General features: G+C 56.6%; 11 protein-coding genes and 4 pseudogenes. 6 read left to right on the forward strand and 9 right to left on the reverse strand.

The genetic code is table 11. The annotated features are described in order from the left end of the window. Positions 1-80: 80 nt before the first annotated feature. Positions 81-362, forward strand: coding sequence for a hypothetical protein (locus PYH37_RS31280; protein ID WP_342394690.1), 282 nt, complete (start codon positions 81-83; stop codon positions 360-362). Positions 363-564: 202 nt separating this feature from the next. On the opposite strand, the gene PYH37_RS31285 is transcribed toward PYH37_RS31280, so the two are convergent. Beyond that, a complete protein-coding gene (locus tag PYH37_RS31285; RefSeq protein WP_280736600.1) occupies positions 565-1602 on the reverse strand; it encodes an IS110 family RNA-guided transposase in 1038 nt (345 codons plus the stop codon). A gap of 118 nt (positions 1603-1720) precedes the next feature. Between PYH37_RS31285 and PYH37_RS31290 the strand changes: the two are divergent. The 3 genes and pseudogenes from PYH37_RS31290 to PYH37_RS31300 all read left to right on the forward strand — a co-directional run. Then, positions 1721-2977: pseudogene (locus PYH37_RS31290) on the forward strand (CapA family protein); the annotation flags it as partial. Between the two features lie 248 nt (positions 2978-3225). Then, positions 3226-3444 (forward strand): hypothetical protein, encoded by a 219-nt coding sequence (locus tag PYH37_RS31295; RefSeq protein WP_280736599.1) that lies wholly within the window; start codon positions 3226-3228, stop codon positions 3442-3444. Continuing rightward, entirely contained in the window at positions 3441-3791 is a 351-nt protein-coding gene (locus PYH37_RS31300) for a hypothetical protein (RefSeq protein WP_280736598.1), read from the forward strand. Before PYH37_RS31295 ends, PYH37_RS31300 begins: the two co-directional genes overlap by 4 nt. A 24-nt stretch (positions 3792-3815) precedes the next feature. On the opposite strand, the gene PYH37_RS31305 is transcribed toward PYH37_RS31300, so the two are convergent. The 5 genes and pseudogenes from PYH37_RS31305 to PYH37_RS31325 form a co-directional block, all read right to left on the reverse strand. After that, positions 3816-4778, reverse strand: coding sequence for a helix-turn-helix transcriptional regulator (locus tag PYH37_RS31305; RefSeq protein ID WP_280736597.1), 963 nt, complete (start codon positions 4776-4778; stop codon positions 3816-3818). Between the two features lie 691 nt (positions 4779-5469). After that, the gene (locus PYH37_RS31310) at positions 5470-6018 is read right to left on the reverse strand and encodes a transposase (RefSeq protein WP_280736596.1); all 549 of its coding nucleotides are present in this window, start codon (positions 6016-6018) and stop codon (positions 5470-5472) included. Positions 6019-6125: 107 nt separating this feature from the next. Further along, a pseudogene (locus PYH37_RS31315) lies at positions 6126-7290 on the reverse strand (amino acid kinase family protein). Next, positions 7287-8318 carry an aspartate-semialdehyde dehydrogenase gene (locus PYH37_RS31320; protein ID WP_280736594.1) on the reverse strand — a complete coding sequence of 344 codons (1032 nt, stop codon included), beginning with the start codon at positions 8316-8318 and terminating at the stop codon, positions 7287-7289. Before PYH37_RS31320 ends, PYH37_RS31315 begins: the two are co-directional and overlap by 4 nt. A gap of 8 nt (positions 8319-8326) precedes the next feature. Next, positions 8327-8788, reverse strand: coding sequence for a cobalamin-dependent protein (locus PYH37_RS31325; protein WP_280736626.1), 462 nt, complete (start codon positions 8786-8788; stop codon positions 8327-8329). Positions 8789-11381: 2593 nt separating this feature from the next. Between PYH37_RS31325 and PYH37_RS31330 the strand changes: the two genes are divergently transcribed. Then, positions 11382-11786 (forward strand): hypothetical protein, encoded by a 405-nt coding sequence (locus PYH37_RS31330; RefSeq protein ID WP_280736593.1) that lies wholly within the window; start codon positions 11382-11384, stop codon positions 11784-11786. A 351-nt stretch (positions 11787-12137) separates the two neighbouring features. Here the strand turns inward: PYH37_RS31330 and PYH37_RS31335 are convergent. After that, positions 12138-13099, reverse strand: a pseudogene (locus PYH37_RS31335) (3'-5' exonuclease). Positions 13100-13198: 99 nt separating this feature from the next. Here PYH37_RS31335 and PYH37_RS31340 point away from each other — a divergent pair. Then, positions 13199-13414: a hypothetical protein gene (locus PYH37_RS31340; RefSeq protein WP_280736592.1), complete on the forward strand. Its 216-nt coding sequence runs from the start codon at positions 13199-13201 to the stop codon at positions 13412-13414. Positions 13415-13525: 111 nt separating this feature from the next. On the opposite strand, the pseudogene PYH37_RS31345 reads toward PYH37_RS31340, so the two are convergent. Both PYH37_RS31345 and PYH37_RS31350 read right to left on the reverse strand, forming a co-directional pair. Beyond that, positions 13526-14086 (reverse strand): annotated as a pseudogene (locus tag PYH37_RS31345) (hypothetical protein). 255 nt (positions 14087-14341) lie between these two features. Then, complete coding sequence (locus PYH37_RS31350) at positions 14342-14800, reverse strand: transposase (RefSeq protein ID WP_280736625.1); 459 nt, start codon at positions 14798-14800, stop codon at positions 14342-14344. Between the last annotated feature and the right edge of the window lie 394 nt (positions 14801-15194).

The raw sequence follows: 15194 nt of genomic DNA on the forward strand, positions 1-15194 counted from the left end.
CTTGCGTCGGAACCCGCTGCCTTGGCGCGCGCGGCAAACAACACCTTCACTTGTAAAGCTTCGGATCTATGGAGAAAGAAATGGCCAATAACTCACATGCGGGCGGTCGTGATATGGTCCCGCCAAGCGGTAGCTTTGATACAGTCGGCTCGATCGCTACAAACGTTGCCGAAGGCTTTACCATGGTGGCCGTCGGCGATCTTATCGTTACGCGAGCACTGACCAAAGGGCAGGATCCTGATTTCGGCGCAGTATTGAAGATCCTCCGTGAAGCTGATGTTACGTTCGGAAATATGGAAACTTCTCTATTCGGCGTCTTGAGGTCAAGCGCTATCGAGCCTTCCACTTTCACCGTTGGTTGACGTCGTTCACGGAGCCTTGCTTCTCTTCGGGATCGGGCATTTGCCCCTCCCATTATGGGGTCAGTAGAATGAAGTTGAACAATCTAAAACGCGTCCTGGTCGGTGAAGCCGATCGGTACGAGTTCGATAGCGGACTCACTTCATCCATCGTCCCGTGAAGGACCTCTTTCCACCGGCGGTGGAATCTAGTCGTCTAAAATGGTCAGGCCTTCGCCGGTCCGGAGTCCTTTGACCACTGGAAGTCTGTACCATTACTCCACATGCGGTGCATGATCACAGCCAGTCGGCGTGCCAAGGCCACAATTGCCTTTTGATGGCCGCGACGTTTGGCAATATTCATCGCCCACGCCTTAAGCCAGGACCATTTTCTGACCACCGTCAGCATGACTTGAGCCGCTTCATAGAGCAGCGTTCGCATCATTATGTCACCACACAGGGAAATTCGGCCGACGCGATTGCTCTCACCAGATTGGTTCATCACTGGGGTCAGCCCTAACGCAGGGCCAACGGCTTTGGAATTTTTAAAGCGTCCAGGTATGTCGATCGTGCTGACAAAGCCCAAAGCGACAACGGGCCCAACGCCCGGAATGGTCATCAAGCGTCGGCAGGTCACATCATTGCGAACGATGGATAACACCTTGCGGTGCAGAACTTCGAAGCTCTCGCGAAGCTGCTGTCTGGCTGAGAGTAACGGTTCGATGATTTCTGCCAAATCGACCATACCCTCAAGAAGTTCTCTTATCCGCGCCACAAAGCCAATGCGTCCGATCAAGCCAACCTTGAGACCGAAATTACGCAGCAGTCCTCGGATATCATTCTCGATGTCCCTGATCTTATTCAATATCAGCTTGCGCGCTGTGAGCAGAGCGCGTCGCTGCTGGCTCGATATCGTCTTGACGTGCACAGGCCGAAACAGGTTAACCCGCATCATTTGCGCAATGCCACGTGCATCGTTGCGATCCGTTGTGTTCACGGTCGCCTTCAGGAAGGCCTTGGTGTGGCGGGTCTCAATGCAAACAACCGGCAAACCGGCATTTGAAAGGCCTTCGAAAAGCCACTGCGATAATGGTCCAGCTTCAAGACCGATACGCACAAGATGCCAGGCAGGATCATTCAGAACTTCGATGAGGTCATCCGGATGGCTGGAGACCTTTAGCTCTCGGCAAATCCCGCCCGCTTCATCGACGATGCACAGTGAAGTCTCTTTCACAGAGACGTCCATTCCGACATAATGCTTCATGCTGCGCTTCCTTTCAGATGCTTGTGGCTGTTGCGATACAGACCACGTTTTATCATCCCTCGAAGCGCAGCACCCCGGCTACAATCCCAAGTCACCCTGAAGATGAGGCGCCAAGCCGAATACCCCATCTAATATCTTCGATATCCGAACGTTTACCGGAAGCCCCCAAGCCGAGTACGGCGGAGCGTACCACGTCAGTTTGCCGGAGCTGGGGCCTGATCTCGAAGCGATGGGGTTCAATCTTCTTAGCTACGCGAACAACCATACGCTGGACTGGGGCGTGGAAGGGATGCGCGAGACCTGCCGAGCGCTCGATCAGAACGGCATCGTGTATGCAGGTGTAGGCGAAAACCTTTCCCAAGCAGGTGCAGCGCGCTTCCTCGAAACTGCTCGGGGCCGCGTGGCCCTGTTATCATTTGCTTCATCGTTCACGCCGCTGTCTCGGGCGTGCGATCCTGCTGGCGAAGCGCCGGGCAGACCAGGTCTCAATGGTCTTCGTCTGGCGCGAAACGTTGTGGTTTCGCCGGAAATGCTCGAAAACTTGCGGCAGATACGCGACGCGTTGCCAGATACGAAACCGGGCGGTCAATCGGCGCCCGACGCCGTGTCAGGAACGACTGAGGTCCAGGATGATCAGCATGCAGGCGGGGTCGTGGTCGCTGGCGTGGCATACAAATCCGGCGACAAGGTTGGTTATAGCTACGAAGCGGACGCCCGCGACGTCGCGGACATCCTTCGAAACGTTCGCCGGGGCAAGCAGTTTGCCGACTTCTGCGTCGTCACAAACCACGGTCACCAGCCGGGAAACTGGAGCCAAGACCCGCCTGACTACGAACAGTCGTTTGCACGTATGGTCATTGACGCCGGGGCTGATGCCTATGTCGTGCATGGACCTCATCAGTTGCGAGGTATCGAGATCTACAAGGGCCGGCCAATATTCTACAGCGTCGGGAACTTCATGATGGATGATCTTCGGACACCCGTAGGGGCTGATATGTTCGCCGCTCACGGTAAGGACCCGAGAAGCCATACGGATGCCGAGGTGACCGTTGCGGAGATGAGAAAGGGATTCACAAATCCGGTTTTCTATGAAAGCGTTATTACCGTCAGCAGATTTGAGCGGAATGAGCTTGCAGAGTTGCGACTCTATCCGATTGAACTTGGTCACACAAAGAGGTTTGCCAACCGGGGCGTTCCTCGGCTGGCCCCCGCGCCACAAGCCAGAGCCATTCTTGCGCGCCTTCAGAAACTCTCTGCGCCCTTTGGGACGGTGATCAGTATTGAAAACGATGTTGGGGTCATCAGTATGCAGACCACGGCGGCGCAGGAGGCGATCCGGACGTCCCGCTTGCCGGCTGAAGTGGAAGGGGATTGACACAGATAGCGTCAGCGGGCGGCAAAGATCAGCTGACGCTATGCTTTCCTCACCTGGCGTGCGAAATCCAGTGACCCTGTAAAGATCGCGCCACCGAGGCATGGACATCACCCCCACTTACATGTCACGCGGATCGAGGCTTTCCACGCCAACGAAATTGTACCGGTCAGAACCGCGAAGAGTGAAAAACACATCATCACGCCCGTTGAAACGGCTGGAGCCGTGCCAATCCCAGGAGGTACCAGTACGTGCCGAAGATAAACGCCGAAAGATTGCTTTCAGATCTCCGACACCTCGCCCAGTTCGGCGCCTACCGAACCGGTGTCCATCGCCCGACCTATTCGAAAGAGGACATGGACAGCCGGCGCTGGCTTGCGCAGCAGTACGAAGCGGTGGGGCTTAAGGCGCATATCGACGGGTCGGAAACGTGTTTGGTATGCCGCGGACAGAGCGGCGATCGCTGTTGATTGGCTCGCATGCAGAATCGCAGAACTATGCCGATTGGCTCGATGGGGCCCTCGGCGTGATCTACGGCCTCGAGATCGCCCGCAGCTTCGCAGAAGCGCCCGATTGCGCCAATCTCCCAATTGCCCCAGTTGCGTGGGCGGACGAAGAAGGGCACTACGTTTCGATGCTCGGAAGCCGATCGTTCTTCGGTGAACTCGACGAGGCGGAGATCGTGGTTTGGACCACGGGTCGCATCACATTAGAACCCGGCGCTCCAAACATAATCCCAGGTAAGGCTGTGATGCTGTTCCAGTTCCAGAGTTCTGAGCTTCCCGTACTCGAAGGCCTTGATGCTTTGCTAGTCTAAGCCTGACGTTGCTTTGGTCGCTTCTCACAATGCAATAATCCCGAGGCTTATTGCTTTAATCGCGGCGACGGTTCTGCTCGACGTATCTAATTTTCGCATTACGTTCTTAATATGGAAGTTAACAGTATTTTCTGAAATTCTCATAATAACACCTATGTCCCAAGAAGATTTACCTCTTGCTACCCACAAAATACACTCTTTCTCTCGTACAGAGAGGTCAGGAACGACTTTAATTAGTTTCGAATTCGTGGCGTCCGCAACTGTCAGATGGAAGTGTATCGCGGCATGTTGTAAATAGGTGATTGTTCTATTTTGGAGTTCATTGTTGCAACGCTGAGCAAAGCTCAGGATTGCGAAGCTGCCATAGGGGCCGCGCAATGGGACAGTAATGCCTGACCTTAGGCCAAACGTTGCAGCCTCGTCGAGGATGCGCCTTTCGTGTGCAGTCGTCCTTGCGTCACTGTACACCTCCCTCCATCGAATGGGGCCGGCCCGCAGCCGACTCTCCCTGAATGTCGGGGCTATCCTGTCATAACCCCGTCTGAGACATTGCTCCTGCCATTCATCAGGATAATTCAGCATCTGCTCTGCGGCGCATCGGATGGGATTCAAAACCTTGCGGTCGGCTGTAAGAGGACCATAGGCTATCCAAATGCAGCCAAAACCGAGCGCAAAATCCGACAAAAGGTCGAACAACTGTTTGGGCTGAGAGATACCATCTGTGCGGTCGAGAAACCGACTGAACTCGACCGCACCCCTGTCCCTGTCCGCATTTGGGAAATGCATCGAAGGTCCCGAGGAAATCTGATCGGAAGCTCCGATGGCAGGACTATTGCGCGCCATATTGTCACTGTGCACCACGCCGCTGCCCGTGAGACACTGCAGCTCTGGGCGCATTCGGCGGTCGGTATCGCCGCAGCCCCCACCGCACGATGCGGAGCTGACATCTTGTTTTACTCGTGCGTCCCATTGAGTGATGCATATCATCGGCCGCTCCAGTCACGTAGCCAATGTGGATCCTTCAAGAGGCGTGCCAACTTTGCAGAAAGGAGCCTAAACAAGATCTTCCTATTGCCTATCAGTTACTTAATGAGGGTGCAGCTGCGAATCAGGCAGGTGCCGCTATGTCGTGCGCTCGACAAAGCTGACAATAGTGTCGTGCTGCGGGGTTCGGAGGCTATGACTGCCCGGGGACATTCCTGGGTGCGGCAATACGCGGTCTCATCCTGATCGTCGCGCTATACTATGCCAATACGCACCGCCAAATCCCGCGTCGATGAAGCGGTTCCGCAACCAAAGCGGGAGCCGCAGCCTGTTTGCCTCGTCCCACATGGTCATTCGCTTCGGCCAAACTTACCAATCGATTAGTTTGACGAGCTTATCCAGCGAGGACGGTTTATCGCGTTCAACGACAAAGCCGAACTTTTCCTGACCAATGCGCCGACGTCGAGGCTGCGACATCACCTCACGAGGCCCGGCTTCCGGCGGCGAAATCGCCAGCGGCACGAAGACCGCTAAGAACGCCACTCCGGTATTCCCGACGCCAGGTCGTCAGCGCAGAGATCAAGCTACAACCAACCTGTCACGCACTCACCCTTGCGGTCCGCACCCGCTCATTGCCGAGGGGCGGAAACGCTCGAACGCTGGAATCTCCTTTTCATAAGCCCCTCCTTAAAACCTACGCTGCGACAGGTGCCTCGAAGTGGGTGCCGTCTTTCCACATGCGTCCCATGAGAACGGCAAGCTTCCGCGCCACCGCAACGCGGGCGCGCTTGGGCCCGACCTTCCGCATCAACTTCAGGCCACAGTCGCGCAAGGCGAAGCGCTTCTTAACCGTCGTCAGCAGCACATTGGCGGCCTCGCAGAGATAGTGCCGGGCCATCGCATCGCCCTGTTTGGAGATGCCCATGCCGACATCGGTGTCGGCCGATTGATAGCGTTTCTCGGTCAGCCCGAGGTAGGCGCCAATGTCGCTCTTGATCCGACGGCCTTTCAGCGCGTCCGCCGCGCGGCGCGCGTCCATGCAAATCATCGGATAGCCCATCGCCGCAAGCGAGCGGAATAAATGCGGCGTAAACGGGCCGCTCTCCAACCCGACCCGCGTGAGCTCGCGCGCAAAGCGCTTCAACGCGGTGTCGATCAACTCCGGATGGGTGTCGATCACCCCGCGCCACACGACCTTGTCCGCCGCGTCGACTCCGCACACTGCCGTCCGCTTCACCGACATCCAACCCTGCAAACATCGCCACCGCTGCTCTCCATTCGTTCCCTACGAATCACCAGCGAAAGGGCCACCCTTCCGCCGGGGAGCAGCAACCTCATGTACGGAATGTATTATTCCGGATTTCCCCGCGCATTGTTTCCGCGGATGAGCAGCGAACTATAGGCCGAGCGCTGTTTAATCGTTCTCGACACAAACGGTTTGGCAGTTCCAGGATACATTCGTTCGTGGATCTGGCGCGCCAGGGAAATGGCGCGCTCATAATCACCGTCCAAGTGGACACGCAACTCTGAAGAATCAAGCTCGGTCACCACGGTTTTTGATCCAAAGGAGAGCGAGCGAGTGCCCGTCTGCGCGACAAGCCGCATCGCAAAATCGACGTCGCTTATAATGCATATGCCAGCCCAGTCGTTCTCCTCCAGACAGATCGTGCTGATGTCGCATCGATCAAGAAGCGCGTGGAGGTTATCGCGCTCTGCGAGGCTGGCGCACGATAACACCGTTGCGTCGCGAGCCACTGTCACGGAATGGGCGTTCCCATGGCCTGTTACAAGCGTGCCTGTGACGGCTCCGTCGCTGGTGAGCGATTTGCAGACAATGGTGACTGCGTGCCTTTCGGCGTAATCCACCGCCCCTGTGGTGCAGTACCTTGGCGCCGTGTCGTGACATCTGTGCGATTGTCCCATAGGCAATCTCCGGAATCAGTTGTGCCCCTGGAATAAGATAAGGATCTGCCGTGTAGACGCCCGGAACATCCGAGTATATTTCGCAAGCGGGCTCTCCCAACATGGAAGCGATTACGATAGCTGTCAGATCAGAGCTGTTTCTGCCGAGCATCGTTAACCTGGCGGACTGATCAATTGCCTGGCCGCCCGCGGCAATGACAACGTCATGCTCCTGCAATGCTGCAGCAATTGGCTTGGGATCCACGCCTTCTACTGACGCTCGACCGAAGTCTGAATTCGTACGTATTCCAAGGGAATAGCCATTCAAAGACATTACGGGAATCCCTAGCCGGCTAACGGCAGCCTCCAACAGGCACGCACTGAGCATCTCCCCGGTTGCAAGTGCCGCATCGAGGCTCGATGGTAATGCTTGTTCGTTGACGTCGAGCATGACCGCTTTCAGGTTGTCGGTCGTTCCCGACATCGCGCTGACCACGGCAACGATTTTGTTTTCGCCTGCCGCCAGTCGCGCGGCTATGTGCCGAGCAACTCGACCGTAGTCGTCAGGATGCAGAAAACTGGAGCCTCCAAATTTCAGAACGGTCGCGGTCATGTTCCACCAATCACGTTGTTGGCAATTGCAAGCTGTGCGATGAGAAGTGCGTTAAGCGCGGCCCCGACCTGAAGATTGTCTGCGACCACCCAGATCCAGAGTCCGCGCGGGTTCTCGGGATTGACTCTTACCCGCCCTACGTGAACATCCGCAGGATCTTCCAGAAAGCGCGGCGTTGGATATCCTTCGTGAATTCCGTCTGCAAAGAGCCGAACACCTGGCTCTTTCACGAGGAGCTCATGAACCTGTTCGAGGCGAACCGGTTCTTCGAACTCGATGTATATCGCCTCGGAATGGCCGTTGACCACGGGAACTCGAACGCAAGTGGAAGTTAACTGGAGATGAGGCATGCCCAAGATTTTTCGAGACTCTTGAATCAGCTTGCGCTCCTCAAGGGTCACGCCCTCCGGAGCGGTCTCGCCAACCTGCGGTATTACGTTGAACGCAAGGGGGACAGGGAAACGTTCCGCGCTTGGTCCCGCGCCTCCATCCAGTGCGGTTCTGGTTCCGCTCAATAACTCATCAATCCCTATAAGGCCGCCCCCCGAGGCGGCCTGATACGTGGTCAAGATAATCTGATGAACATCAAATGCAGTTACCAGCGGCCTCAGTGCTCGGACCAGCTGAATCGTCGAGCAATTTGGGTTTGCCACGATGCCCGACCGTGGGCGAACCGCGAGTGCACTCGGATTAACTTGCGGTAGGACGAGTGGCACATCTGGGTCCATTCGAAAGGCGTTCGAGTTGTCAATCACCAGCGCGCCTTGGGCTGCGAACAGAGGTCCCCATTTGGCGCTTACTGCGCCGCCCGCGGAAAAGAATGCGATGTCGGTTTTGATATCGTCGGTCTCGCCGAGTGACTCCACGAAGCAGATTTCATCCCGAAACGTCGATTGGCGACCGATGGAATTGCTGGACGCGAGCAGCCGCAACCGATTGACCGGAATGTGGCTTGCTCCCAACAACTTGATTAGTACAGTTCCGACGGCCCCGGTGGCTCCAATGATAGAAATGTCTAGGGGTCTCATGAGATTCCTCATTCCGGACTCGTGGTAAAAACGTTCCGTCGGGGGAGCTGGTGCAAGAGCAAAGGTAACGCCGCCGCGTCCTCAAGCACGTACTCCACGCCGAGCGCAAGCAATTCCTCTCTCGTTTTGGCTGCCTGAGCTCGGGTGACGCCAAGATTCCCGCCCACTATGATGGGACAAGAAATTAAAAGATTGCTCTTCGCATCTCTTATTGCTTTCAAATCCTCATAGGCATGGCCATTTAAGCTTCCTATAACTAGTGCGTCGGCGTACGGATGTGACTGGAAGGCAGCCACGAACTCATCGACGGGTGTGCATGCGCCGAGGTTGATTACATTGAATCCGGAGAGTCTAAGCTCATATTCGATGAGCTTATTCGCAACCACATGACAATCACTCTCGGCGACGCCAAGAATAATGACCCGATCTCCAGAGAACTGTTCGGTAGCAGGTCGCGGCTTAGCGGACATCTTCACTGCTTCCTCCCGTTAAAATCGCATAAGGCTCCCTACCCGGGTATTTCCGACGATGGCCACCCACAACTATTCGAGAATGGAAATCTCAGAAACTACCAGGATCGGTAGCTGGCAGTATTGGGTGCGCTTGCCATGCCTCACGCGGAACAACATCCAGCATACCATGCGGCATGTTGGAAGTGTCTGTCACGCATGAGCCGCCGCGGCCTCTAAACTTCTGATTTCCTTGCTGGCAGGGCACTGTCGTGGGCCTACGGGGAAGCGTCACCTACCGGATGGGGAAGTATCGGTGCTGACCCGGAAACGGTAGAACTCATATTGTTTCGGTCTCTGACCAGGAGGTATTGGCATGACGTGATGATGCTGGAGGTCTCCAAGTACATCTGTGCAGCAGACGTGCTGGGGGATTACGAGCATCTTCGTGAGCTGAGGTCCGATCGGTTGCGAGCGACTGGGATCTGCCGGCGGCCATCAGAGTTCCCGGCGATCTGCGCGATAATGACGACATGTGAGGAATATCAGAATGCACGTGTTGGCCCAAACGGAGCTGGCCGCATCTTTGACCATCGGCGCCGACTTTGAATTCGACAATGAACTTACGTTTTTCTGATATCCATATGAGTCCAACGTTTGAGTATATGAGGCAGGCTCACGATCTATCGAATCGCTCAATTCTGCAAATGGAGCTTTTGGGCCAAATGGCGTCTCAGCTGCCTGATCTCCTCGTCTAGGCTTGCCACCTCCTCCAAAAGCTTTCTCGAGACGAAGAGGATTGCCCACTTTGATCGCCATTTGCGATCGCAGTGCTCTCCGAAACAATATCGGTTCCGGTTCTCTTCACGCGTCTTGGCCCCGTCGTCCACGATGTTCCCGGTTTTTTTACTTTTCCGGTTTATCGGCACCGAAGCATGCGCATCAGCGTCGGATCGAGTAACCTCATGATGAGCCTGCGCCGTGGCTCGCGTGCTTCGGGACTAGCGTTGCTTCGCCGGCTTGTTCGCCACGCTTCCTGCGACCCTTCGACATTCTTGCAGAAGTCGCAACTTCTTTAGCTGCGTTGCCCCGGCGGCTGCCTTCTGGCGCCCTGGTGCGTGACGCAGCCATCTCTGTCGACTCGGTAAAGGGGTCTGTACCGGTCTCGTTAGGCGTCATTTATCTCCCTCTGTAGACAGCGTTCTTTTTCGGCTGAGTAAGCGCTATGGCTAGCTGCATTGCGAAGCGCGGTTGCCGTCCAACAGCTTGTTTCACAACTGCCTTGGGGCCGTAACGTCAACCTCATCGAGGCACTGAGGAGTCCTGGAGCGCCGCTCTGGATGCCCCCACAGCAGCAACGCCTCCGCCGCCTCACCGCGTTAGCCTTGAGAGCAACAGCTTGTCGTCAGGTTTGGCAAAGCATAAGCAACGGTCGGGGACGTCTATTATACTTAGCGCTTTAAGATGGCACTTGCGCAGCAGGCATCTGAAAGGTTGAGATTCATGCCCATTCCCGCCCGCTCGGCCGTGTGGGCGAATTGAACTTAGGTATGGGTTTGAGAGGTCCGCCAAGGAATCGAGCCTGGTTCATCCATTGTCCAATAAATCTGAGGTCGGCAATGTCTACGAAGATGGGTCAGGATAAGCCCTGCGCAGCCATTATCAACCCAAAGACAGCTACAGTTGATTTGATGCTGGCACGGGCAGCAAACGAAACCATCCAGCTGCAGGGTGTTGGGCACATCTTGCGCCGCAAGTTCACGATCTGCATATCAGCGGGTCTCGCAGGCTGCCACGGACACGGTCATCGACACGGCCGAGTTATGGAAGGTGGAGGATTACGGCACTCTTGTATCGTTCGACGCTGTCTCAGAGCCATCCGGAAGCGACAAGCGTGTCGCGGTTGCGACAATACAGTGCGGCTTCACCTACACGGCCTCCCAACGCCCACAACAACCCCTTGAATTCAAATGTATCTGACTGGCACAGGTCTTGCCTAGAAGAGGGACGAAGCGGTTAGTTTTCAAACCGGTCCGGATACGCTTATCGAGGCTTTCGAAGGGGCAAACCATGCGCGGTACATTTCTGAACAGCTTGATGATGGCGATGGCCTTGGCTACGGTGACCACATGACGGCGTCCGCCCAGCCCAAGATGACCACCGTCGCCAAGGCGATCGATTCCAACCCCGACAAGACTCCCAAGGATGCCGCCGACCCTCGCGCTTATCTGAACGAGATCGAAAGCGATAAGGCGATGACCTGGGGCGAGGCGTCTAACCTATCGTCCGTCAATAAGCTTTCGAAAGATCCGCGCTACAGCGAACACCAGTCGGACATTCTAAAGATCCTAAAGCCACCGATCGGATTGCTTCGCCCGCCTTCGCGCATGGGGCATGATCGACAACTTCTGGCAGGACGGCACGCACGCGCAAACCCTGTGGCGGCGTACGACCTGGGACTCCTACAGGTCCGGCAAGCCGCAATGGTGCACCATTCTCGATGCGCTGTCCAAGGCCGAGGGCAAGACCTGGGTGTTCAAAGGCGGGAACTGCCTGCCGTCCGCCAACAAACTCCGGGGCTGTGTATCTCTCACGCTGTATTCTTGGGGGCATCATGAAGACATTCACCCGGCCACTTGCGCTAATCTCCCACGCTGTAGCCTCAGGCTGCACGACGATGGAAGACGCTCGGCCAGCCATGCAGGGTCTCAAGGGGCAACCTGTGCAGGCTGCCTTCGCCAAGTTAGGCTACCCTGACGAGGAGCAGAACATCGCCGGTAGGAAGATATACGTGTGGCACACCAGCAGCAGCGGGACGTACATGGTCCCCACGACCAACACAGCCACGACCTACGTCAATGGTCAGGCGATCTACAGCACCGTTGAAGGCACCCTCATGCAGTCCTACGAGGATTCCTGCAAACTCAGACTCATCGCGAGCCGGGGCGGCATCATCGAGGAGTGGGACTGGCATGACAACAACGGCTGTGAGCGCTACGCGGCCCAGCTGAAAGGCTGACCACACGCGGTGAAGGGAGCCTTTGCTCCGCGTCCCCACAGAAATGAACAGGCAGCTGGGGAAGAGGATGGCGTTCAGCGGGCGGGGCGGACAGTTCGCTGCTCGGAGCCGCTTTGCTCCGGCCCCCTTATCTGGAGGGAAAGTTATGGCGGTGTTCTTCCAAACCTTGTGAACCAGCTGCTGGCCATTCTTCCCGGCGCCTACTATCGCCAGATTGCGCCCGACCTCAAGCATGTGAAGCTTGCAAGAGGAGTCTTGGAGGCGCATCGCTTCGATGGGTTCATACTCGTGGCGCCCAAATGATAGGCGAAATACGCAGTCCACCACCCATGCTGTACGTGACGAAGCCTATCAGGCCTTGAAGCGATCGAATGCGGTGAGGCGCCTCACCGGCGGATCAGCCTCATCCCAGCGGTAGATTTCCGAGCGGAGATAGTGCAGTTCCTCCTCGAGGGCGTCCTCGGGAAGCTCGATCCACCAGGACTTCGGTCGACCGTCGCTGCCATCCGACCAGCGATAGCCGCGCGCCTTCAGGTGATCCTTCATGTCGAATGGGCTGTTTTCCGCGAAGATGCGAACACGGGATCTTTGGCTCGCTTCATAGAGCTCGGCCAACGGCGATCGCCCGGGTTCTCCCGCGCCGGCGAGAACCTCGAGCAGAGCAGTCATCGACGGCCCGATGGCCCTCATGAAAATAGCCCGCTTGCCCAATCAGGTAGCCGAGCTTGGTGCCTTCGAAGCCCCGTGCCGACCAATCGATTTCCGAAACTGAGCAGGCCCAGGCTTTCCCGGCGAAGACCGGCGAAAAGGATGGCAGAACGGTCGATCGAAACTGGCGTTGTGGGCGATCACCAGATCTGCAGGCTCGATGATTGAGCCTAGCTGATCGACATCGATCATCTGACCGGCCACCATTTCGTCGGAGATGCCGGTGAGACGCGTGATCTCCGGCGGGATTGAAACGCTCGGTTGCTGCAATCCACCATACACGTCGGTGACATCGCCGATGCTGCCGCTGTCATCGAATGTGAGGCGATCGCGCCGATCTCGATGATCTCGTCCTTGCGATGATTAAGGCCGGTCGTCTCGGTATCGAGGATCACGCCCTTCAAGGGAAATCCGGATCGCGCCGCCACGGCTACAGAACGGGGCTCGAGCTTTTTGAGGATGCGGTACCGGCCCGTCTCCTGAAGTTGGCGAACCATGTCTGCTTCGCACAACACATTCGGAGAATGGCGCTTCAACGCCCAGGAACCAGTCACCTTCGCAGGTACTGCCTCGTTCGCAACAAAGAGATCGAACTGCTGCGTCATTCGGCTATTCCGGCTCATTCCGAAGAACGACTCTTTCCTGACTGCATCGCCCCACCAAATTCGCTATAAGGCATCTGCTCGAACAAAACAGGATAAATCATGGAAACCGTGGAAATCAGCAGCCGGAGCGACTTTGTCCTGTGGACGATCCAACGGGCGCAAGAAATCGTGACGGCAGAAGGCGCAGCTTTTGCGATGGCCTCCCGTGACATGAACGAGGAAGCGCTGGCGGCGACCGCCGCTGCGCTCGGCAGGGCGATTAGTGACGCCATGCTCGAAGTTTTCGATGGCCTGATGGATGGACAATCTGACTAGGGCCACAGACTTTCAGAGGCACTCCCCTCGGAATGACCGCTTCCATATAGTCTTTGGTCTACGGGCAAGTCTCCGCGGTTTTTTGGCCCCGGCGCCAGTGATACGACGTCGCTATTCGGCACCAAATCGTTCACGCATCTTCTTGAGCCGAAGGTTCTGTGCACGAAGCTGTTGGGCCAGCAACCTCTTAAGGACGCTTGTTGTGTCTGCGTCCAGGGCGGCAAGCTCGTCGAGCGAGACCGAATGTCGACAGTCCCGGTCTGAGCCTTTCGATCATCGTGCCCAACCTTCGAGTTGAGCGAAATCGTCTGGGCGGGCGCGCTTTCGAGGAGTGCCGGTTGATATCTTCGAGGCTGGATGCCGGTTTGGCTCTCCTGCACTTGCACAACTGCTTCGGCCGGATGAACGGCCTGATGGTGCTTCGCGATTTGACCTCTGCGCCGTTGGCAAATGGCGTCGCTGCTAGTGCAACGTCGAGATCGTCGGCAGTCGGCCTATTCTCATCCGAGGCAGGCGTTCCGGGGCCTACATGTGAACAGATGCGAAGCCGAATCTTCCACTTCGCGGGCCAGAGCCTTGAGATCTGTGTCTCCCCGGATGAGTTCGTCTGGGTTTTGGCTGTCGCCGCCCCGACTTGAATTCAGCAACGAATCTCCGTTGTGGCGTCTTCATGTACTTTCGATCCCAAGCAACCGCAAAAAATGCAACACCGATTGGCGCCGCTGCATTCCTGCTGGCGCACCAATACAGACCTTCCTCACGCGCTTCAACTGCTCGTTAACCTCGCAGTTGGCGCGCCTTTCGGCAAGAGCGGAGAACAGCAAGGGCTTCGTTTGCCGCGACAATGCCAAATGGGAGCAAATATAAGCCTTCTGGCGCAATACGGAGGACGCCGAAGAACGTCGCCCCGCGCATTCCCGGTCCTGTTTAGTCCAGACCGAGCCTCTTGCGCAGTTCGGCATTTTCCGCTCGCAGTTTCTCCGCCAGTAGTTTGCGGAGCCGCTGGTTTTCCTCTTCGAGCTGGACAAGATCTGCCAGCTCATCGCCGGCCGGCAGGGGCTTGGCGCCGTTAGTGTCCTTTTGCTCGACAGGCCTCGCAGCACCTTTCCAATGATAGTAGGTTTGCTCTGATATGCCGGCGCTCTTGATAGCGTCCTTGAGGGTGTTGCCTTCGCTAAGTTGCGTCTCGATCAGCTTCAGCTTCTCGCTCTTTTCTTGCTCGGTATACCCTCTGCGCTTAGCCGCCGGTGTCTTTGATTGAGCTGGTTCGGAAGCCGCCTTCTGCGGCCGCGGCGACCTCCGCTTCTTAGCCGTTGGTACTTTCACTTCTGCGTCCGTCGCTGCAGTTGTCGCAGCAACTGGTCCCGCATTACTCTCGTCAGCCATCAGCAATTCCCTCCTTTAGCCATCGCCTGTTTTCGGCTGAGTGCTCCACAGAGTCAACACAACCATCGGAGTCCTGCTTTACGGATCGTTGATGTCTGGCTTGTGCGTGGAGCCTGGCGATCGACGTGAAAGGGCCAAGCTCTCACCCGAAAATAGGCGCCCTGCTTATCACTATCCCCCACGTCGACGATCGTGGCGACCCGTACTGGTCGGCGCAGGTTCTGCGCGGCGTGAGGAGTATCGCAGTATGATGCCACCCGGCACCACCTTTCGGAAATCACGCCCGCCGTCAAGGCCAATGCGGTCGTCATGCTTCAATGCTGGCCAGCTCTACTTGTCATTTTCGACCGACCCCCGTTTGCGCGCGCAATATAAATGCCGGGTACGAAATTCC

The organism is Sinorhizobium numidicum, from assembly GCF_029892045.1.
GTDB lineage: Bacteria > Pseudomonadota > Alphaproteobacteria > Rhizobiales > Rhizobiaceae > Sinorhizobium > Sinorhizobium numidicum.